Source organism: Burkholderia sp. Bp8986, from assembly GCF_003854225.1.
GTDB lineage: Bacteria > Pseudomonadota > Gammaproteobacteria > Burkholderiales > Burkholderiaceae > Burkholderia.
This window is the reverse complement of record NZ_QTQM01000008.1, coordinates 136,575-154,884: the sequence shown is the minus strand read 5'-3', so window position 1 is coordinate 154,884 and position 18,310 is coordinate 136,575. Positions and strand designations below refer to the sequence as shown.

At 68.0% G+C, this 18,310-nt stretch carries 18 protein-coding genes; 4 read left to right on the top strand and 14 right to left on the bottom strand.

The features are described from left to right. Position 1 precedes the first annotated feature (1 nt). Both DID99_RS11020 and DID99_RS11015 read right to left on the bottom strand, forming a co-directional pair. Positions 2-1,333, bottom strand: a complete 1,332-nt coding sequence (locus tag DID99_RS11020) for an LLM class flavin-dependent oxidoreductase (protein ID WP_124666654.1) — start codon at positions 1,331-1,333, stop codon at positions 2-4. Continuing rightward, the gene (locus DID99_RS11015) at positions 1,330-2,697 is read right to left on the bottom strand and encodes an MmgE/PrpD family protein (RefSeq protein ID WP_124666653.1); all 1,368 of its coding nucleotides are present in this window, start codon (positions 2,695-2,697) and stop codon (positions 1,330-1,332) included. The genes DID99_RS11020 and DID99_RS11015 overlap by 4 nt, the downstream gene beginning before the upstream one ends. A 363-nt stretch (positions 2,698-3,060) precedes the next feature. On the opposite strand from DID99_RS11015, the gene DID99_RS11010 reads away from it, so the two are divergent. Then, on the top strand, positions 3,061-3,267 hold the full coding sequence (locus tag DID99_RS11010) for a type II toxin-antitoxin system VapB family antitoxin (RefSeq protein ID WP_044844336.1): 207 nt from the start codon (positions 3,061-3,063) through the stop codon (positions 3,265-3,267). Continuing rightward, positions 3,264-3,647: a type II toxin-antitoxin system VapC family toxin gene (locus tag DID99_RS11005; RefSeq protein ID WP_124519855.1), complete on the top strand. Its 384-nt coding sequence runs from the start codon at positions 3,264-3,266 to the stop codon at positions 3,645-3,647. Before DID99_RS11010 ends, DID99_RS11005 begins: the two co-directional genes overlap by 4 nt. Positions 3,648-3,696: 49 nt before the next feature. Here the strand turns inward: DID99_RS11005 and DID99_RS11000 are convergent, their stop codons facing one another. Then, positions 3,697-3,873: a CsbD family protein gene (locus DID99_RS11000; protein ID WP_124519856.1), complete on the bottom strand. Its 177-nt coding sequence runs from the start codon at positions 3,871-3,873 to the stop codon at positions 3,697-3,699. Positions 3,874-4,108: 235 nt separating this feature from the next. On the opposite strand from DID99_RS11000, the gene DID99_RS10995 reads away from it, so the two are divergent. Both DID99_RS10995 and DID99_RS10990 read left to right on the top strand, forming a co-directional pair. Beyond that, positions 4,109-4,255 (top strand): DUF3096 domain-containing protein, encoded by a 147-nt coding sequence (locus DID99_RS10995; RefSeq protein ID WP_082088472.1) that lies wholly within the window; start codon positions 4,109-4,111, stop codon positions 4,253-4,255. Between the two features lie 689 nt (positions 4,256-4,944). Further along, positions 4,945-5,244: a hypothetical protein gene (locus DID99_RS10990; protein ID WP_044844263.1), complete on the top strand. Its 300-nt coding sequence runs from the start codon at positions 4,945-4,947 to the stop codon at positions 5,242-5,244. Positions 5,245-5,564: 320 nt separating this feature from the next. Here the strand turns inward: DID99_RS10990 and DID99_RS10985 are convergent, their stop codons facing one another. From DID99_RS10985 to DID99_RS10940, 11 genes are all read right to left on the bottom strand, one after another. Beyond that, positions 5,565-6,785: a M20 aminoacylase family protein gene (locus DID99_RS10985; RefSeq protein ID WP_409362695.1), complete on the bottom strand. Its 1,221-nt coding sequence runs from the start codon at positions 6,783-6,785 to the stop codon at positions 5,565-5,567. A 36-nt stretch (positions 6,786-6,821) separates the two neighbouring features. Continuing rightward, positions 6,822-8,291, bottom strand: coding sequence for an aldehyde dehydrogenase family protein (locus DID99_RS10980; protein ID WP_124666652.1), 1,470 nt, complete (start codon positions 8,289-8,291; stop codon positions 6,822-6,824). Between the two features lie 86 nt (positions 8,292-8,377). Continuing rightward, positions 8,378-9,703, bottom strand: coding sequence for an FAD-binding oxidoreductase (locus DID99_RS10975; protein WP_124666651.1), 1,326 nt, complete (start codon positions 9,701-9,703; stop codon positions 8,378-8,380). 2 nt (positions 9,704-9,705) lie between these two features. Then, on the bottom strand, positions 9,706-10,440 hold the full coding sequence (locus DID99_RS10970) for a cupin domain-containing protein (protein ID WP_124666650.1): 735 nt from the start codon (positions 10,438-10,440) through the stop codon (positions 9,706-9,708). A 116-nt stretch (positions 10,441-10,556) separates the two neighbouring features. Then, complete coding sequence (locus tag DID99_RS10965; RefSeq protein ID WP_124666649.1) at positions 10,557-11,009, bottom strand: helix-turn-helix domain-containing protein; 453 nt, start codon at positions 11,007-11,009, stop codon at positions 10,557-10,559. 11 nt (positions 11,010-11,020) lie between these two features. After that, entirely contained in the window at positions 11,021-11,149 is a 129-nt protein-coding gene (locus DID99_RS37805; RefSeq protein WP_260444565.1) for a hypothetical protein, read from the bottom strand. 25 nt (positions 11,150-11,174) lie between these two features. After that, entirely contained in the window at positions 11,175-12,509 is a 1,335-nt protein-coding gene (locus DID99_RS10960) for an FAD-binding oxidoreductase (RefSeq protein ID WP_185640852.1), read from the bottom strand. Positions 12,510-12,662: 153 nt separating this feature from the next. Continuing rightward, the gene (locus DID99_RS10955; protein WP_124666648.1) at positions 12,663-14,537 is read right to left on the bottom strand and encodes an ABC transporter ATP-binding protein; all 1,875 of its coding nucleotides are present in this window, start codon (positions 14,535-14,537) and stop codon (positions 12,663-12,665) included. Next, complete coding sequence (locus DID99_RS10950) at positions 14,537-15,496, bottom strand: ABC transporter permease (protein WP_124487274.1); 960 nt, start codon at positions 15,494-15,496, stop codon at positions 14,537-14,539. Before DID99_RS10950 ends, DID99_RS10955 begins: the two co-directional genes overlap by 1 nt. Positions 15,497-15,526: 30 nt before the next feature. Continuing rightward, entirely contained in the window at positions 15,527-16,480 is a 954-nt protein-coding gene (locus DID99_RS10945; RefSeq protein ID WP_044844269.1) for an ABC transporter permease, read from the bottom strand. Between the two features lie 79 nt (positions 16,481-16,559). Next, positions 16,560-18,143 carry an ABC transporter substrate-binding protein gene (locus DID99_RS10940; protein ID WP_124487275.1) on the bottom strand — a complete coding sequence of 528 codons (1,584 nt, stop codon included), beginning with the start codon at positions 18,141-18,143 and terminating at the stop codon, positions 16,560-16,562. Between the last annotated feature and the right edge of the window lie 167 nt (positions 18,144-18,310).

Below are 18,310 nucleotides of genomic sequence, written 5' to 3'. Positions count from 1 at the left end.
CTCAACGCGCTGCGTAGCGGCTCGGCGGGCGCGCGAGCCCGAGATGGTCGCGCAGCGTCGTGCCCTCGTATTCGGTGCGGAACAGGCCGCGCCGTTGCAGTTCCGGCACGACATGCGCGACGAAATCGTCGAGTCCGCCCGGGAAATACGGCGGCATGATGTTGAAGCCGTCCGCGGCGCCGCCGTCGAACCATTCCTCGAGCGCGTCGGCGACCTGCGTCGGCGTGCCCCACACGATCCGGTGCCCGCGCGCACCGGCGACGAGATAGTAGAGTTCGCGCAGCGTGAGGTTCTCGCGGCGCGCGAGATCGGTAAGCAGCTTCGCGCGGCTCTTCAGCTGATCGGATTCGGGCAGGTCGGGCAGCGGGCCGTCGATCGGATACTTCGACACGTCGTGGCCGAGACGGTCGGACAGCAGCGTCAGCGCGCCCGACGTATCCGTCCATTGCTGGAGCTGCGCATACTTGTCCTTGGCCTCCTGCTCGGTGCGGCCGATCACCGGAAATACGCCCGGCATCACGGCAAGTGCGTCCTCGGCACGACCGTACGCCGCGAGCCGCCCCTTCAGGTCGCGATAGAAGGCCTGCGCTTCCTCGAGCGTCTGCTGCGCGGTGAACACGACTTCCGCGGTGCGCGCGGCAAGCTCCTGGCCGGGGCCCGACGAGCCGGCCTGAATCACGACCGGATGGCCCTGCGGCGGGCGCGACGCGTTGAGCGGCCCCCTCACGTTGAAGAAGCGTCCGGCGTGATCGAGCGTGTGCACCTTCGCCGGGTCGAAATACACGCCGCGCGCCTTGTCCCTGACGACCGCGTCGTCGTCCCAGCTGTCCCACAGCCCCTTCACGACATCGACGAATTCGCCGGCCATCTCGTAGCGCTGCGCGTGATCCGGATGATTGCCGCGCGTGAAATTCGCGGCGGTGCGGTCATACGAAGTCGTCACGACGTTCCATGCCGCGCGCCCGCCGCTCAGGTGGTCGAGCGATGCGAACACGCGCGCGATATGGTAAGGCTCGCTGTACGTCGTGGACGCGGTCGCCGCAAGGCCGATGTGCCGCGTATGCATCGCGAGCGCCGACAGCAGGCTCAGCGGCTCGAAGCGCATCGCCATCGACGGATGCGCGTCGGGGCCGCTCGTCAAGCCGTCGGCCAGGAAGACCATGTCGAACTTCGCGCGCTCGGCGGTCTGCACGACGCGGCGCAGCAGATCGAAGTTCTCGCTGCCGGATTCGGCATCGGGGTGGCGCCAGCCGGCGACGTGGTGTCCTGCGCCCTGGAGGAACAACCCGAGGCGTATCTGGCGGCGGGAAGGTGTGCTGCGATCGGTGCTCATGATTGAAGCGACGTAAAGGTGTGGAAAAGTCGGGCAAGATCGGCCGTGCTTCGCATCGTATCGATCAGTTCCGGGACGAACGCGAGTGCGGGATCGTGGGCGGTCGCGTCCGCGAACTTCGCGGCAAGGTCGTCGGCACCGACGAGGCGTTCGGTGCGTTGCCGCAGCGTGTCGCCGTTGCGCAGCGCAATCTCGACGACCGAGAAACGCGTCGCGGGATCGGTCGACGCGCGCGGCGCCGCGGCATCGTGGCGCCGCGTCACGCGTGCGGCGAGCGCGATCAGGTCGTCGCGCACGGGCACGTCGGCGAACGTCGCGACGCCGGGCGGCCCGTCCGTCAGTGCGGCGGCCACCGCGTATTCCACGCTGAAGCGCGCTTCGAGGCCGGTGGCCGGCAGTCGGTCCGACAGCGGCGTGTCGCCGCCCGGCGGGAACGTGATCACGATGCCCTCGATGTCCGCCGGCGCGATGCGGTGGCGCTCACGCAGATCGAGCGCGGCCTGCACGGCGTAATGGGTTGCCGTGCAGCACGGCCACGGCTTGAAGTACAGGCCGGGCGACACGATCTGCCACGGCGCGCCCCAGTCGGCCAGCACGCGCGCCGGCTGCGACGCGCCGCCGCCGAACACGGCGAAGAATCCTTCCGGGCCGTCGAGTGCGCCCGGTGCGCCGGTCAATCCGGCCTCGGCGAGCGCCACGGCGAACAGCCCCGCGCGCGCGGCAAGGCCCGCGTGCAACGGCTTGATCTCGCTGCCGAACTGCAGGCGCAGCCCGGCCGATTGCGTCGCGGCGATGCCGAGCGCGTTTTCGGTGGCCGCCGCATCGAGCCCGACCAGACGCGCCGCGGCGGCGGCCGCGCCGAGCGTGCCGAGCGTCGCGGTGTTGTGGAAACCGAGTTCGTAGTGGCGGCTGCCGAGCGCGAGACCGACCCGCGCCATCGTCTCGACGCCGACGACGTAGGCGTCGAGCAGTTCGAGCGCGCTGCGTGCGCGCACCTGCGCGAGCGCGAGCAACGCCGGCAGCAGCACGGTGCCGGGATGGCCGCGCACGCTGCTGTGCACGTCGTCGTAATCGAGCGCATGGCCTGCATAGCCGTTGAGCAGCGCGGCATGTTGCGGCGACGCCGGTATCGCGCTGCCAATCACCGCTGCGGCGCCGGTCGAATCCCGACCGCACGCCGCCAGCAGCTTGCGGTAACCGTTGTCGCGAGCGCCGGCGAACGCGGCGGCAAGGAAGTCGAGCAGGCCGCGCCGCGCGGCAGCGATGGCGGGCGGATTGCGCGCGGGCTCGGCGCACGCGATCGCTGCGGCCAGCCGGCGCGTGACGTCGCCGGCCGTGCCGTCGGGATTCAAGTGGGGAGACATGTCAGCCGTTGGAAAATCGCGAAATGCCGCAACGGGCGGCGCAACCGGGAACCTTCCGGTTCCTGCTCGCATGGGAGCGTTGGATACTAGCGAAGCATCCTTGCGTGCCCAACCAAGTATTCGAGCTTTCGATATTGCGTATTCAGCGTTGCTTGAACGGAGATCGGTGAGTTCGCTCCCATGAGCGGTTCCCGGTAAACACTGCCGTCGTGTGAACGGGTTTTCGGCGGACTGACCCGGGCCCGGGCCCACAAAACTGCCGCGGTTGAAAGTGAAAAATTCTGGCATGGCGTTTTTATCAACGACTGGACCGCTGCCGAATTGATGCTAAAATTGATGCGTAAAGGCATCAAAGGAGTCATCATGCGTACTACTGTTACCGTCGACGACGCGCTCTATGCGCGCGCCCTCGAACTCGCCGAGCCGGGCACGTCGCCGGCCGACCTGTTCCGGGCTGCACTCGAAACGTTCGTGCGTGTCCAGGCCGGACAACGCCTAGCCGCGCTTGGCGGTCGCGCCCCGGACATGCCGGATGTGCCACGCCGTAACCCGGAGGCGGCTACCCGATGAGCGTTCTGATCGACACATCGGTGTGGGTCGAGCATTTCCGGCGACCGCTACCAGCGCTTGTCCAGCTGCTGCGTGTCGATGACGTCTTGACGCATCCATTGGTGATACTCGAGCTGACGTGCGGGACGCCCCCCGAACCGCGGGCCCGAACGCTGGGAGATCTCGCGTTATTGCGCCAAACGCGGCTCGCGACGCCAGCCGAAGTAGCGGACTGGATCGAGCGGGAACGGCTGTATGGGCGCGGATGCGGCGCAGTGGATTGCACGCTGCTGGCGTCGGTGCTGTTGACCCCGAGCACGTGGCTCTGGACGCGCGATCGGCGGCTCGCCCAACTGGCGGAGCAATTCGGGGTTCATTACTTACCGCCTGACCTGCATTGAGCGAAGCCAGTGCCTATGGCTTCCAGTTCGATGTCTCCCCGGTCAGGCTCTATTGCCGCTTCTTGAGTCGCTCCTTCGCATCGCCGAATGATGCCTGTGTCTTGCCGACGATCTGTTCGGCCTTGCCCGTCAATCTGTCCGTTGGATTTCCCACGACCTTGCCAACCAGCTCCTTCAGTTTGCCCTTTGCTTCCCTGAGGCGGCCCTTTACCTGATCCTTGTTCATGAGTTTCTCCTTGAGGCTGACGGGTGCGCGAACTGCGAATACCGGTCCGGCACGCTGAGCGAATCGCGATGAAAACGTCGGTGCAGGCACGGCGCTTGCGTCGCCTGAAGCGTTCGCGCTTGTGACCAGCGAGTTGACGGTCGAAGGCTGGACGCTCGCCAGGCTCGCGCGTCTGTAACGGGTGCCAGAGGCAAGGCAGGCTGTGGCCACTCGTTGCCAATCTTGCGGAGGAAGCATGAATATCGTCACTAGCGCCGGCCCGCTGGTTTCGCTGATCGCCGGCATTCTCATCCTCGTGGTACCGCGCCTGCTGAATTACATCGTTGCGCTCTACCTGATCATCATCGGGCTGCTCGGTCTGTTCGGCGGACGTATCCATTGAATTGACATGAGCACGAGATAGCCGGTTACGGACGCGCATCAGTCCATCGTGACGCCATGCTTGCGTTCACGGCGGCGGACACCGCCAGCGAAATGAGCAACGCCTATGCCGTCTGCACGTGGATGCGTAACCGAGAAAGACGACGACATGGCGCGTCTTTCCTTGACGCAATGACTCGCCGCCTCTGCGCCGGGCGGCCTGATGCGGAGAACCGTGATCCCGACGAGTGCGCGCCTTCTCGCAACGCGGCGCAGGGCTTTCCCTTCGGATCGAAGCGATATTCGACCCGACATCGGCATGGCGAGAACGGGTGATTTTCAGCCCCTCGATCGCAAATTCGATTCCCCCTGGTCAGACTTTTCCCCGTTTCCCTCCATTTCGTTTCAATTCGATGTAAGTGTTCCTTTGTCGGATCGGAACCGAAATGACGAGTGCGTCGTATACCTCGTCCGCAAGTGGTTTCGCTTCGCATCATCATGCTCTGCACTCCTTCCCTTTAAGCGTCGCACTGTGCCTCGAAGCGATTGCATGTCAAATCCGCAGCGACGATGACGTCGTGCGTGCGGCCACCGGATCGGTGCTGGCTACGAAGCAACGCGGGGGGCGTGGTTGAAATGGCAACGAAGCGCCGCCGCTCCGTATGGGAACGAATCGTGCGCGTTCTCGGGTATTGAATGGAGGACAGCGCTATGAAGCCCATGACCATTGCAAACCGCCGAATTCTGGCGACACTCGTGGCAGGCGGCGCACTCGTCGCGGCCGGCACGGCCTTCGCGCAAACCTACGTCGTACCGCCACCGAGGTACGAGGAGCCCGCCCCGGCGCCGGGTGTGTCGGTCACGATTGGCATGCACGGCGACCGCTACTGGGACGGCCATCGCTACTGGGAGCACGAGGCGTGGATGCATCGTCATCCGCGTGAACGTGATCCGTGGCGCGAACACGAACACGAGCATGAACACATGCACGAACACGAGTATCGTGAATAGCGACGACGAGCCACCGGAAACTGCGGAGACCTCTCCGGCTTGACACGCTCGTTGCTTGCGCACGGACTTGCCTGATCGCTTCGGACCATTTCAGTCCTGGTTCGTGCGCACGGCGATTCGCCGTCCATCGCGTTCGCTGAACAACCTGCCGAAGGTCGAGCAAGTGGCGCGCGCGTTCGGCATGCACGAAAGCGCCTGTCTCGCGCGTTTCGCGGGCAACCTCGGACCGACGATATTCGAGTCTCCGCGGTACGAGCGCCTGCGAATCGCGCGGTATCAGCTGGATTGGATCCGACGTCGCCCGCCATTGCGGCACGCACTCACGGCGATCGCGTGAAGTAACGCTGTGCCAGGGCGACCCAGTAGCGAACGCCGGCCGGAATGATGTCGTCGTTGAAATCGTACGTCGGGTGATGCAGCGCCGGCGCGGCCGCTCCCGCCGGCGCGTTGCCGATCAGCACGTACGCGCCCGGGCGCTCCTCCAGCATGAAGCCGAAGTCTTCGGACGTCATGTTCGGCGGCACGTCGGGGTGAAGCCGCTCGTCGCCGAACGTGTCGCGAATCACAGCTTCGCAGAGTGCGGTCTCGGCCGGCGTGTTGACCGTCGCCGGATAGTACTGAAAGAACTCGATGTCGACGTGCGCGCCATAAGCCGCGGCCAGCCCTTCGCACACGAGCCGGACGTCGCGCTGCAACTGTTGCTGCAATGCCGACGACAGCGTGCGGATCGTCCCGCGCAACTCGGCGCTGTCCGGAATGACGTTGTCCGTCGTGCCCGCATGGAACATGCAGACGGAAATGACGGCGGGGTCCACCGGATCCTTGTGCCGCGCTGCAATGGTCTGACACTGCAGCACCATCGAACAGGCGAGCGGTATGGGGTCGATGCCCAGGTGCGGCTGCGCCGCATGCGCGCCCTTGCCCGTCACCGTGATCCTGAAGCGGCATCCGGCCGCCATGATGGCGCCGGTGCGCAACCCGAACTGCCCGGCCGGCAAACCGGGCCAGTTGTGCATGCCGAACACGGCTTGCGTCGGACATTGCTCGAACAGCCCGTCGTCGATCATCTTGCGCGCGCCCGCGCCGCCCTCTTCGCCGGGCTGAAACACGAAATGCACGGTGCCCGGCAACTGCGGCAGGTCTTTCAGGATGCGCGCGGCGCCGAGCAGCATGACGGTATGCCCGTCATGCCCGCACGCATGCATGACGCCTTGCGCGCCCGATGCGTGCGCGAAGTCGTTGGCCTCCTGGATCGGCAACGCATCCAGGTCCGCGCGGAGCACGATTCCGCGGTCCGGGTCCACACCCGGCAGGCTCGCGACGACGCCCGTGCCGCCCAGCCCGCGCGACACCTCATAGCCGAGATCTTCAAGCTCGCGGGCGACGACGTCGGCCGTCCTGTGTTCCTCGAACCGCAACTCGGGATGCGCATGCAGGTCGCGACGCAAGGTCGCCCAGTGTGCGCAATGGGCTTGCAGGGACGTCTCGGGGAAATCGGGATTATCCAATGTCGGCACCTTCGGAAAGTAGACGGCTTCCATTCTGTACTGCCGCCGCGCTCGCGCGCAGCGGCTGCGTCAATCGCCAAAACCCACGATCGACTTGACCTCCATGTACTCCTCCATCCCTTCGATCCCGTACTCGCGGCCGTTGCCCGACTGCTTGTACCCGCCGAACGGCGCCTGAGGATCCCACGCCGGGTAGTTCAGATGGACCTGACCCGAGCGCAGGCGCGCGGCCACCGCGCGCACGCGTTCCTTGTTGGTGCCCTGCACATGTGCGCCGAGCCCATAGACCGTGTCGTTCGCGATGGCGACGGCCTCGTCGACGGTATCGTAAGGCAGGATCGCGAGGACCGGACCGAAGATCTCCTGCTGCGCGATCGTCATGTCGGTACGGACGTCGGAAAACACGGTCGGCCGCGCATAAAAGCCGCGGTCGAATCCCGCCGGCCGCCCGGGGCCGCCGGCGATCAGTTTCGCCCGTTCGTCGAGGCCCGCGTCGATCATCTGCGCGACCCGGCCGAACTGCGCGCGATTGGCCAGCGGACCATGCGTCGTCGTGTCGGCGAACGGATCGCCGACGACCAGCTGCTGCGTTGCCGCGACGGCCAGCGCCTCGACGCGGCCCAGCACGCTGCGCGGCACGATCATCCGGGTCGGCGCGCTGCACGACTGGCCCATGTTGCGGAACGCGGCGGCAACGCCCGGCGCGATGGCGCGCGACAGGTCCGCATCGGGCAATACGATGTTCGGCGACTTGCCGCCAAGCTCCTGCGCGACGCGCTTGACGGTCGGCGCCGCGGCCTGCGCGACCAGCACGCCGGCACGCGTCGAGCCGGTGATCGACACCATGTCGACCTCCGGGTGCGACGCGAGCGCCGCGCCCACTTCGGTTCCGCTGCCGCTCACCAGGTTGAACACGCCGGCGGGCACGCCCGCATCGGCGATCACTTCGGCAAACAGCAACGCGCTGAGCGGCGACAGCTCGCTGGGTTTCAACACCACCGTGCAGCCTGCCGCGAGCGCCGGGCCGACCTTCGCCGTGATTTGATAGATCGGCCAGTTCCACGGTGTGATCAGCGCGCACACGCCGATCGGCTCGCGCACGATCGCGGTCGTCCCGCGCCGTGTCAGGAACGGGTAACTGGCCAGATTGTCGCGCGCGACGCGGATATGTTCGGCCGCGAGCGGCACATGGGCGCCGCGTGCGTAATTGATCGGCGCGCCCATTTCCATCGCGAGCGCGAGCGCGAACCGTTCGGCACGCTCCAGCATCAACGCGTGAACGCGGTCGAGCAGTGTGGCGCGTTGCTGCGGCGAAGTCGCGGCCCAGCGCTCGAAAGCATTGCGCGCGGCCTGCACCGCGCGGTCGGCGTCGCGTGCATTGCCGAGCGGGATCTCGCACAGCGTGTCTTCGGTGGACGGGCTGACGACCGCGAACCGGTCGCCGCCGTCAGGCAAGACCCAGTCGCCGTCGATGAAGAAGCGCTCCAGCCTGCCGGCTTCCATCAGGTGACGAACCGGTGAATCGATGGGTGAATGCATTGCGGGGTGTCCTTGAATCGATACCATGCGCCGGCGAACGGCGGAAGCCCGGAGGCCGCCACCGTCGTCCGCGAGACGGCCTCACACTAGAAATCGGCAACCTTGCCCCAGGCGGAATCGGCGAACCGGCCCGGCTGATACGGTACCGGGTCCACGATCGGCGGCGCCCCGGTGGCGAGATCCGCGATCAGGTGACCGGCGCCGGGGCCGATGCCGAAACCGTGTCCGGAAAAGCCCGCCGCCAGGATCAATCCCGGCACGCCCGGCACTTCGCCGATACCCGGGACGCCGTCCGGCGTGCTGTCGACGTACCCGGCCCATGCGTGCGTGATCGTGGCTTCGCGCAGTTCGGGCAGCAGTTCGACGGCACGACGATAGGTTTCGGTGACGGTCGGCATGTCGGGCTTCGGATCGAGGATGCGCACCGCCTCCATCGGGGTCGGCGCATCGAGCCGCCACCGCTTGAGCGTTTCGTGGCCGCCGCGCATGCCCTCGAGGCCGCCCGGCAGCAGATTGCGCCAGCGCTTCGCGAACATCGGCACGAACTGCGGGGCGAACCGCAGGAACTGCGGCGTCACGTCCACGCGCGCGCGGCCGCTGATGGCCAGTGCGTAGCGTCCGTCGTCGCGGCGCGTGACGGACACGCCGGAGGTGTACAGCGCATCCGGCAAGCGCTGTTCGACGGGCGACACGCTCAGGATCGACTGACGGATCGACGCCTGCGGAAAGCGGATGCCGAGCTGGCGGCAGAACGACGACGCCCACGCGCCGCCGGCGAGCACGACCGTCTTCGTCCTGATGACGCCGGCCTCGGTGACCACGCCGCCGACGCGCCCGCCCTCGAGTTCGATCCCGCGCGCAGCACAGTGCTGGTGGACGCTGCCGCCCAGCTTCATCAGTGCTGCCGCCACGGCCGGCGCGGCCTTGCCCGGGTCGGCCGTGCCGTCGGTCGGCGAGAACACGCCGCCCTTCCACTGCCGGCCCGTCACGCGCCCGCGCTCGCCGGCCTGCTTGCTGTCGAGCATGTACGTCGTCACGCCCGCGGACTTCGCGAAGTCGCCCCAGCTGGCCCAGCGGGACAGCTCGGCCTCGTCATTGCTCAGATACAGCAGCCCGCAGCGATGAAAGCCCGTGTCTTCGCCGGATTCGGCGGCGAATCGTTCCCACAGGTCGATGCTCTTGCTCGCCATCGGCAATTCGCGCGCGTCGCGGTTCTGCTGCCGGCACCAGCCCCAGTTGCGGCTCGACTGCTCGGCGCCGATGCGGCCTTTCTCGACCAGCGCGACCGACATGCCGCGCCGGGCGAGGTAGTACGCGGTAAAGACGCCGATGATGCCGCCGCCGATCACGACGACGTCGGCCGAGGCCGGCAGCGTGGGCGAGGTTTCGATAAGGCGCAGCGGAGGGGACATGGTCAGTCTCGTTCGGTGGATACGTGGACGTTCTGCACGACGTAGAATTTCGACACGCGCTCGCTGCTTTCCCACCCGATCGACGCGCCGCGCGGCACGAACAGCGCGTCGCCGGCGCCGAGCGACAGCACGCTGCCGTCGGGCGCCGCGAACCGGACGCTGCCGGCCAGCAGGAGCATGAACTCGTTCACGCGATGCGGGCGAACGATCCGGTGATACGGCGTCGAATCCCACGTGCCCGCGCAGTACGCGGCCCCATCGTCGACGAACACGTTGTCGCTGCGGCATTGCGGCGCGGGGCCGAGCAGGACCTCCGGCGGCAGCGTCGCGGACGGCTTGAAGTCGGCGTCGGCACGCAGCGCGAACACGCCGCGCTTCGTCGGTGTCGCGCACGCGGCCGCACAGAACGTGAACAGCACGCGCGATGCCGCGGTGACGCGCAGCGCCGTGCCGCCGCCGATCACGGCCCCTTCTCCCGGGCCCAGCACGAGCGGTGCGGCGCCGGCCGCTTCGAGCGTCAGCTCGCCTTCGATGATCGCGATGGTTTCGATGTGCGGAAAGCTCGCCACGTCGAGTTCGCCGGCGAAGGCGATACGTCCGGCGGCCATCGCGTCGGGCCCTTCCCAGGCGATCTCCCGATGTCGCGCGAACGGATCGTTCGCGCCGAACGCCTGCTGGCGAAACGCGGTTGACGAAGGTGCGCCGTCGGCACGGTGCAACACGAAAGCTGCGGTCATTTCTGCTCCTGTGCAGTGCGCGGCGGCCGGGTTGAAAACCGTCGCGCGATATCGGAAATGGTCGTTCGCCGGCGCGCTCGCCGGCCATCCGTCAGGCGTGCCCGTCGCCGTTGCGCCTACGCGGCGTGACACGACGCTGCGCGGCGCTCGGTGTGCGAGCGCATCGAAGACGGTCGCGCAGGCGTGCCCGGCCGCGCGACCACGTAATCGCGCGGCGTGATCCCGAGTACCCGCCGGAAATGCCGGCACAGGTGGCTCTGATCGAAGAAGCCGACCTCGGTCGCGACGACCGAAGGCGCGAGGCCGGCGCGCAGCAAGTCCTGCGCACGCCGCACGCGCACGAGGCACAGATACCGGTGCGGCGACAACCCGACTTCGCCGCGAAAGCGTGCGGTGAAACGCGACACGCTCAATCCGGCCACCGCCGCGAGCGTGTCGAGGTTCAGCGGCTGCGCGAACGACGCATCGATCGTGCGCAGCACGTCGCCGATCGCCGGCGATACGGGCTGCGGAACACGCGGTGCGCGAGGCGTCGCGCCTTCGTCCGCGTCGTGGAACGGAGTGACCATGCTCGCCGTCCTCATGCGGCCGCCTGCGCGGCAGCGCGCGGCGCGGCGCCGGGCGCGCCCGGCCCGGCCATCGTGTCGCCGCCGGTCCCGTCGCGGCGGCCGTTGCCGGCGGCGAGTGGGCAAACGAATCGTGCGGTCATATCCAATCCTCCGGGGGCAGTCGCTTCAGTGCAGGAAATCCTGGATCCGGTAATACGCGCCGACGATCGGCAGAAACCACGCGTGCCCGAAATGGCCGGGCATCGCCGGCCATTCGAGGTCGCGCCACGGATTCGACGCGGCCGCGCCGTACAGCACGTCGGCCATCACGCGGCCCATGTGCACCGACATCTGCACGCCGTGGCCGCTGTAGCCCATCGAGTAATAGAGCCCGTCGTGCTGGCCCGCGCGCGGCAGCCGGTCGGCGGTGATGTCCACCAGCCCGCCCCAGCAGTAATCGAGCCGCACCTTGGCCAGTTCCGGGAAATACCCGGCCATGCCGGCGCGCAGGATGTCGCCGCTTTTCGCGTCGGAGCGCGGGCTCGACATCGCGAAGCGCGCGCGGCCGCCGAACAGCAGCCGGTTGTCGGGCGTCACGCGGAAGTAGTTGCCGATCTGGCGCGACGTCACGTAGGCGCGGCGCTGCGGGAACAGCCGGTTCAATTGCGCGTCGGGCAGCGGCTCGGTCACGACGATGAAGCTGCCGACCGGCGCGATGCGCCGCCGGAACCAGCCGAACGGGCCGTGCTGCGATGCGCCGGTCGCGACCAGCACGCGATCGGCGACGATCCTGCCGCGCGTGCAGGTGATCGCGTGGCGCTCGCCGTCGAGCCGCTCGAGCTGCGTGACGGCCGCATGCTCGTACACGCGTGCGCCGGCGCGCACGGCTGCCTGCGCAAGCCCGACGCCGAACTTGCCCATGTGCATCTGCGCGCCGTTGCGCTGCAGGAGTCCGCCGTAGAAACCGTCGGAAGCGACTTCGTCGCGAATCCGCGCCGGCTCGATCAGTTCGATGTCCGGATCGACATCGCGGCGCAACGCGTCGAAGGTCTTTTCGAGCCCCGCGAAATGCTGCGGCTTCGCGGCGAGCTTCAGCTTGCCCGCCCGCCGGAAATCGCAGTCGATCGCGTGCTCGACGACGATCGTCTCGACGCTCTTCACCGCGCTTTCGTACGCGCGATAGAACTGCTTCGCCGGCTCCGCGCCGATGCGCGCGGCCAGCGACGCGTAATCCTGTGCGACGCCCGTGTTGCACTGGCCGCCGTTGCGGCCGGACGCTTCGCCCGCGACCTGCGCGGCTTCGAGCACGACCACCGATACGCCGCGCTGCGCGAGCGCCAGCGCCGCCGACAGGCCGGTGAAGCCGCCGCCGATCACGACCACGTCGGCCCGCCCTTCGACGGGCCCTTCGCAGCCGGCGCGAAACGCGGGGCGGGTATCCAGCCAGTACGATTCGAATTTCATCGGATTCTTCTCGAGCATGTCGGCGACGACGATCGGCGGCCGTTCATGGGAAATCATTAAATCACCATCAAAAACCGCAGTTGCCGCGTATTCGCGCGCGGCACGCGCACAAAGCGCCGTTTTGCGCGACCGCCGCAGCAGACTATGCGGTGCTCCGTTCGCCGCTTCACTTGCCACGTCGCGCGCGGCGAACTTCCGGCGTGTCGCGCGCTACAGCTGCACCGGCTGCTCGGGCGCGGCACCCTCCGGCGCCGGTTCCGCCTGGAAGCGAGCGAGGTCTTCCTCGCTGCGATGGCACAGCACCTGCGCGCCGTTGCCGAGCGTGCGCAGCGCCGGTGCCGTCCGGTTGCAGACGCCGTCCACGCGCATCGCGCAGCGCGACAGGAACGGACACAGCTCGGCCTCGTTCTCGCGCTCGCCGATCGGCACCAGCGGCCGGTGGCAACGCTCGGCCGCATCGTCGAGCCAGCCCGCGCGCAGCTCCGGCGCGGACGACACCAGCAGATGCGAATACGGGTGATAAGGCGGCGCGCACAGCGCGTCGCGGCTCCCGGTTTCGACACGGCGGCCCGCGTACAGCACGACGATGTCGTCGCTGATCGCGCGCACCTTCGCGATGTCGTGCGTGATGAACACGTACGACACGCCGAGCTTCGCCTGCAGGTCGCGCAGCAGATCCATGATCGCGGCGCCGACGACCGTATCGAGCGCCGACGTGACTTCGTCGCACAGGATCAGGTCGGGCTCGGCCGCGAGCGCGCGCGCGAGGTTCACGCGCTGCTTCTGCCCGCCGGACAGCTCGCCGGTACGCCGCGAGGCCACCGCGGGCGGCAGCCGCACGAGTTCGAGCAGCTCGGCGACGCGCTGCCGCGCACGCGCGCCCTTGATCCCGTGGTAAAACGCGAGCGGCCGCGCGAGCGTGCGCTCGACGGTATGCACCGGGTTGAGCGCGGTATCGGCGTTCTGGAACACGATCTGCACACGGCGGTGCTGCTCCTTCGTGCGCTTGGCGATATCGAGCGCGAGCGGCTCGCCGTCGAGCAGAATCTTCCCGGCAGCAGCCGGGACCAGGCCCGCGATCACCTTCGCGAGCGTCGTCTTGCCCGAGCCCGATTCGCCGATCACGCCGACCGTCTGCCCGCGCCCGATGCGCAGGTCGACTTCGTGCAGGATCAGCTTCGCGGGCCAGCCCTTTGCCGTCCGGCCGCCGTAACCGGCGACCGCACCGCGCACGTCGAGCAGCGGCGCCGGTTCGGCCGGCGCCGGTTTCTCGTCGCGTTGCGCATCGTTCGGCGTGACGGCCGCGATCAGGCTCTGCGTGTACGGGTGCGTCGGCGCATGCAGGATCTGCTCGGTCGCGCCCGCTTCGCGGATCACGCCGTCGCTCAGCACGACGATCCGGTCGGCCATCTGCGCGACCACCGCCAGATCGTGCGACACGTACACCGCGCTCATCCCGTAGCGCCGGATCACGCTCTTGAACGCCTGCAGCACGTCGATCTGCGTGGTCACGTCGAGCGCGGTGGTCGGCTCGTCGAGGATCACGAGCTCCGGATCGGTGATCAGCGCCATCGCGGCCATCAGCCGCTGCAACTGGCCGCCCGACACCTGGTGCGGATAACGCTTGCCGATCGTCTCGGGCTCCGGCAGCGCGAGTGCGCGGAACAGTTCGACCGCCTTCGCCTGCGCGTCGCGCTTCGTCATCGTCTTGTGGATCAGCGCACTCTCGATCACCTGGTCGAGAATCGTGCGCGACGGGTTGAACGCGGCGGCCGCGCTCTGCGCGATATAGGCGACCCGGCGGCCGCGCAGCGCGGTCAGCGCCTGGGCCGATAGCGTGCAGACGTCCGTGCCGCCGATCTTCACCGAGCCGCCGGCGATCCGGCAGCCGGTGCGCGCATGGCCCATCAGCGACAGCGCGATCGTCGTCTTGCCGGAGCCCGATTCGCCGATCAGCGCGAGCACCTCGCCGCGCCCGATCTCGAAGTCGACGCCGTGGACGATCGTCGTTTCCTCGCCGCCCGGCCGGCCGCCGACCACGCGCAGCCCGCGCACCTCGACGAGCGGAGTCGATTCATCTCGCATCAGTGTTCTCCCGCGGCCGCGGCCGCGCCCTTGCGGCGGCCGCGATGCGGCAGGCCGTCGATCAACAGGTTGACGCCCACCGTCAGGATCGCGATCGCGACCGCGGGCATGATCGCGACGGCCGAGCCGTCGCCGAGGCTCGCGATGTTCTCGCGCACGAGCGAGCCGAGGTCCGCGTACGGCGGCTGCACGCCGAGCCCGAGAAAGCTCAGGCCGCTCAGCAGCAGCACGACGAACGTGAAGCGCAGCCCGGTATCGGCGAGCATCGGATGGATCATGTTCGGCAGCATCTCGACGCACGCGATGTACAGCGCGCTCTCGCCGCGCGCCCGCGCCACCTGCACGAATTCGAGCGTGCTGATGTTGACCGCCAGCGCGCGCGCGATCCGGTACGAGCCCGGCATGTAGCTGACTGCGGCGGTGAGGACCAGCAGCGGCAGCGACGAGCCGAAGGCCGCGACGAACATCAGCGCGAACATCTTCGACGGAATCGACGTGAGCGCGTCGAGCAGCCGGCTCATCGTCTCGTCGACCGCGCGGCCCGACACGGTCGCGAGCAGCCCGAGCGTCGTGCCGGTCAGCGCGGCGAGCAGCACGGCCGCGAGCGCGAGCAGCACGGTCAGCCGCGTGCCGTACAGGATCCGGCTCAGCATGTCGCGGCCGAGGAAGTCGGCGCCGAACGGCAGCTTCGCGCTGAACGGCGCGAACACGTCCGGCGTGACGATCGCGCCGACGTCGTGCGGCGCGAGCAGCGGCGCGAACACCGCGATGAACAGCATCAGGCCGACCATCGACAGGCCGATGCGGCCGCCGGTCGTCAGTCTGATGCGCGCGGCGCGGCGCTTGCGCGGCTGGTCGGGGGACGGCGCGGCGGGCGGCGTCGCGCCTCCCGACGGCGAGCGCGGTTCGCCTGACGGCGGCAGCGCGCTGCTGCGATGAACGGGTTCGGTCGGGTGCATGGTCGGCATCTCGGAAGGTGGGCGGGACGCTCAGGTCCGCAATCTCGGGTTCGACACGATCGAGCAGAGGTCGGCGAACAGCACGAGCGTCAGGTAGGCGACGCAGAAGATCAGCGTGCAGGCCTGGACCAGCGGGAAATCGCGATTGCCGACCGCATCGACCATCAGGCTCGCGAGGCCCGGATAGTTGAAGATCGTCTCGACGACGATCACGCCGCCGAGCAGGTACGACAGGCTCAGCGCGATCGCATTGGCGATCGGCCCGATCGCGTTCGGCAGCGCATGGCGCAGCACGACGCGCGCGGGGCTCGCGCCCTTGAGCACGGCCATCTCGACATACGACGCGCTCAACTGCTCGATCACCGCGGCGCGCGTCATCCGCGCCATCTGCGCGATCACGACCGCGCACAGCGTCAGCACCGGCATCGCGTACGCGCGCAGGAAATCGTGCAGGCTCTCGATCGGGCCGCTGTACGACAGCGCGGACAGCCAGTGCAGCTTCACGGCGAGCACGAGCACGGCGACCGTCGCGATCAGGAACTCAGGCGTCGCGACGAGCGCCAGCGTGCCGAGGCTGATCACGCGGTCGACCACCGACTCGCGCTTGACCGCAGCGAGGATGCCGAGCAGCAGCGCGATCGGCACCGACACGGCGGTCGTGATCGCCGCGAGCGCGAGCGACTTCGGCAGGCGCCCGCCGATCATCGCCGACACCGGCATGTCGCCGGACAGCGAACGGCCGAAATCGCCGTGCAGCAGCCCGGTGAGCCAGTTCAGGTAGCGCACGTGGGCCGGCATGTCGAGGCCGAACTGCTGGCGCAGCGCGGCGACCGTCTCGGGCGTCGCCGACTGGCCGAGCGCGGCCTGCGCGGCATCGCCCGGCAGCAGGTTCGTGATCGTGAAGATGATCGCGGACACGATCAGCAGCGTCAGCGCGGTGACCGCGATGCGCCGGCCGATCAGTCCAAGCAGGATTCGATTCATGAAACTTCACTCCCGTAGAGGCCGCGTGCGGCCGGCGCGGCAATCCGCACCGGCCGCACGGCGGCGGCACGCGCAGGTGTCAGGCGTTCCACCACACGTGCTCGGCGAACATGAAGCCCATCATCCCGCCGGTCGGGATCGAGCCGAGGCCCGCGAGCCGCTTGTCGTAGCCGTCGAGGAAGCTGATGAACGCCGGGATGCCGACCCTGCACTGCTGCGCGACGAGCACCTGCATGTCGCCGTACATCTGCTTGCGCTTCGCGTCGTCGGTTTCCGAGCGCGCGGCGAGCAGCAGCTGGTCGAACTTCGGGTTCTTCCAGCCCGACTCGTTCCACGGCGCGTCCGACTTGAAGAACTGCGTGAACAGCACGTCGGCGCTCGAACGCGGGTTGATGTTGCCGAAGCCGAGCGGATGCTTCATCCAGTGATTCGACCAGTAGCCGTCCGCCGACACGCGGTTCACCTGCAGGTTCAGCCCGATCTTCTGGCCGGCCTGCTGCAGCAGCACGGCCATCTCGATCGACCCGTTCGCGTCGGAGGTCGCATAGATCGGCGGCAGCGCGGCGCCCAGCGCGCCCGCCTTCTGGAACAGGAACTTCGCCTTGTCCGGATCGTACGGCCGCTGCGGCAGCGACGCGTTGAAGTAGCGATGCCCCGGCGGGATCGGCTGGTCGTTGCCGATCACCGCGTAGCCGCGGAACACCGCCGAGCGGATCTGCTCGCGATTGAACAGGTACTTCATCCCTTCGACGAAATCGGGGTTCGCGACGATCGGGTTGTCGCTGCGCATGATCAGGTCGGTATAGAGCCCCGACTTGGTTTCCTGCAGCGCATAGCCCGGCGTCGACGCGACCCGCTGCGTCGAGCGCGGATCGATCGCGTTGATCAGGTGCACGTCGCCCGACAGCAGCGCGTTCAGGCGCGCGGCGCTGTCGCTGATGCCGATCAGCTCGATCTCGTCGAGGTACGGCATCCCCGGCTTGAAGTAGCTGTCGTTGCGCACGCCGACGGTCGACACGCCCGGCTTGAACGACTTCAGCTTGTACGGGCCGCAACCGATGCCGGTGCTGAAATCGGTCGTGCCGTCCTTGACGATCACGAGTTGCGGCGTCGCGAGGATCACCGGCAGATCGGCATTCGCGCTCGCGAGCACGAGCGTGACCTCGTCCGGGCCGCTCGCCTTCGCGTCGGCGAACTGATCGGCGAGCGGCTTGACCTTCGACGCGGTGGCCGCGTTCTTGTGGCGCATCAGCGAGTACACCACGTCGGCCGGCGTGACCGGTTTCCCGTCGTGGAACGTGACGCCCTTGCGCAGCTTGATGATCCACGTCTTCGCGTCGGTCGTCTGCAACGACTGGGCGAGATTCATCTGCGGCGTCAGGCTCGCATCGAGCTGCGTGAGGCCACTGTAGAACATGAAGAAACGGATGTAGTCGGCGCCCGTCGAGCCCTTGGCCGGGTCGAGCGTATCGGCCGTCGAGCCCGATTCGTTCGCAACCCGAATCTTGCCGCCGCGCTTGGGCGCGGGTGCCGCAAACGCCGTCCCGGGTTGCATCAGCAGCCCGCCGGCGCCGGCGGCCATCATGCCGCTCGCCGCCATGACCCGCATCATGTCGCGGCGCGTGAAGCCGCCCTTGCTGCCGTTGTCGATATCGTCGCTCATCCGAACTGCTCCTGACTGTGGAAAGTGGGTCCTGGGGTCCAGCGTGGTTCGAGAATTCCGTCATGCCCGTGTGCTGGTCGCGGGCGCGACGTCGTGCGCATTGAGTTCATTTAAGCATCGCCAAAATGCGGGTTATCGCGATTCGGGGCGGCTGCACGATACGATTC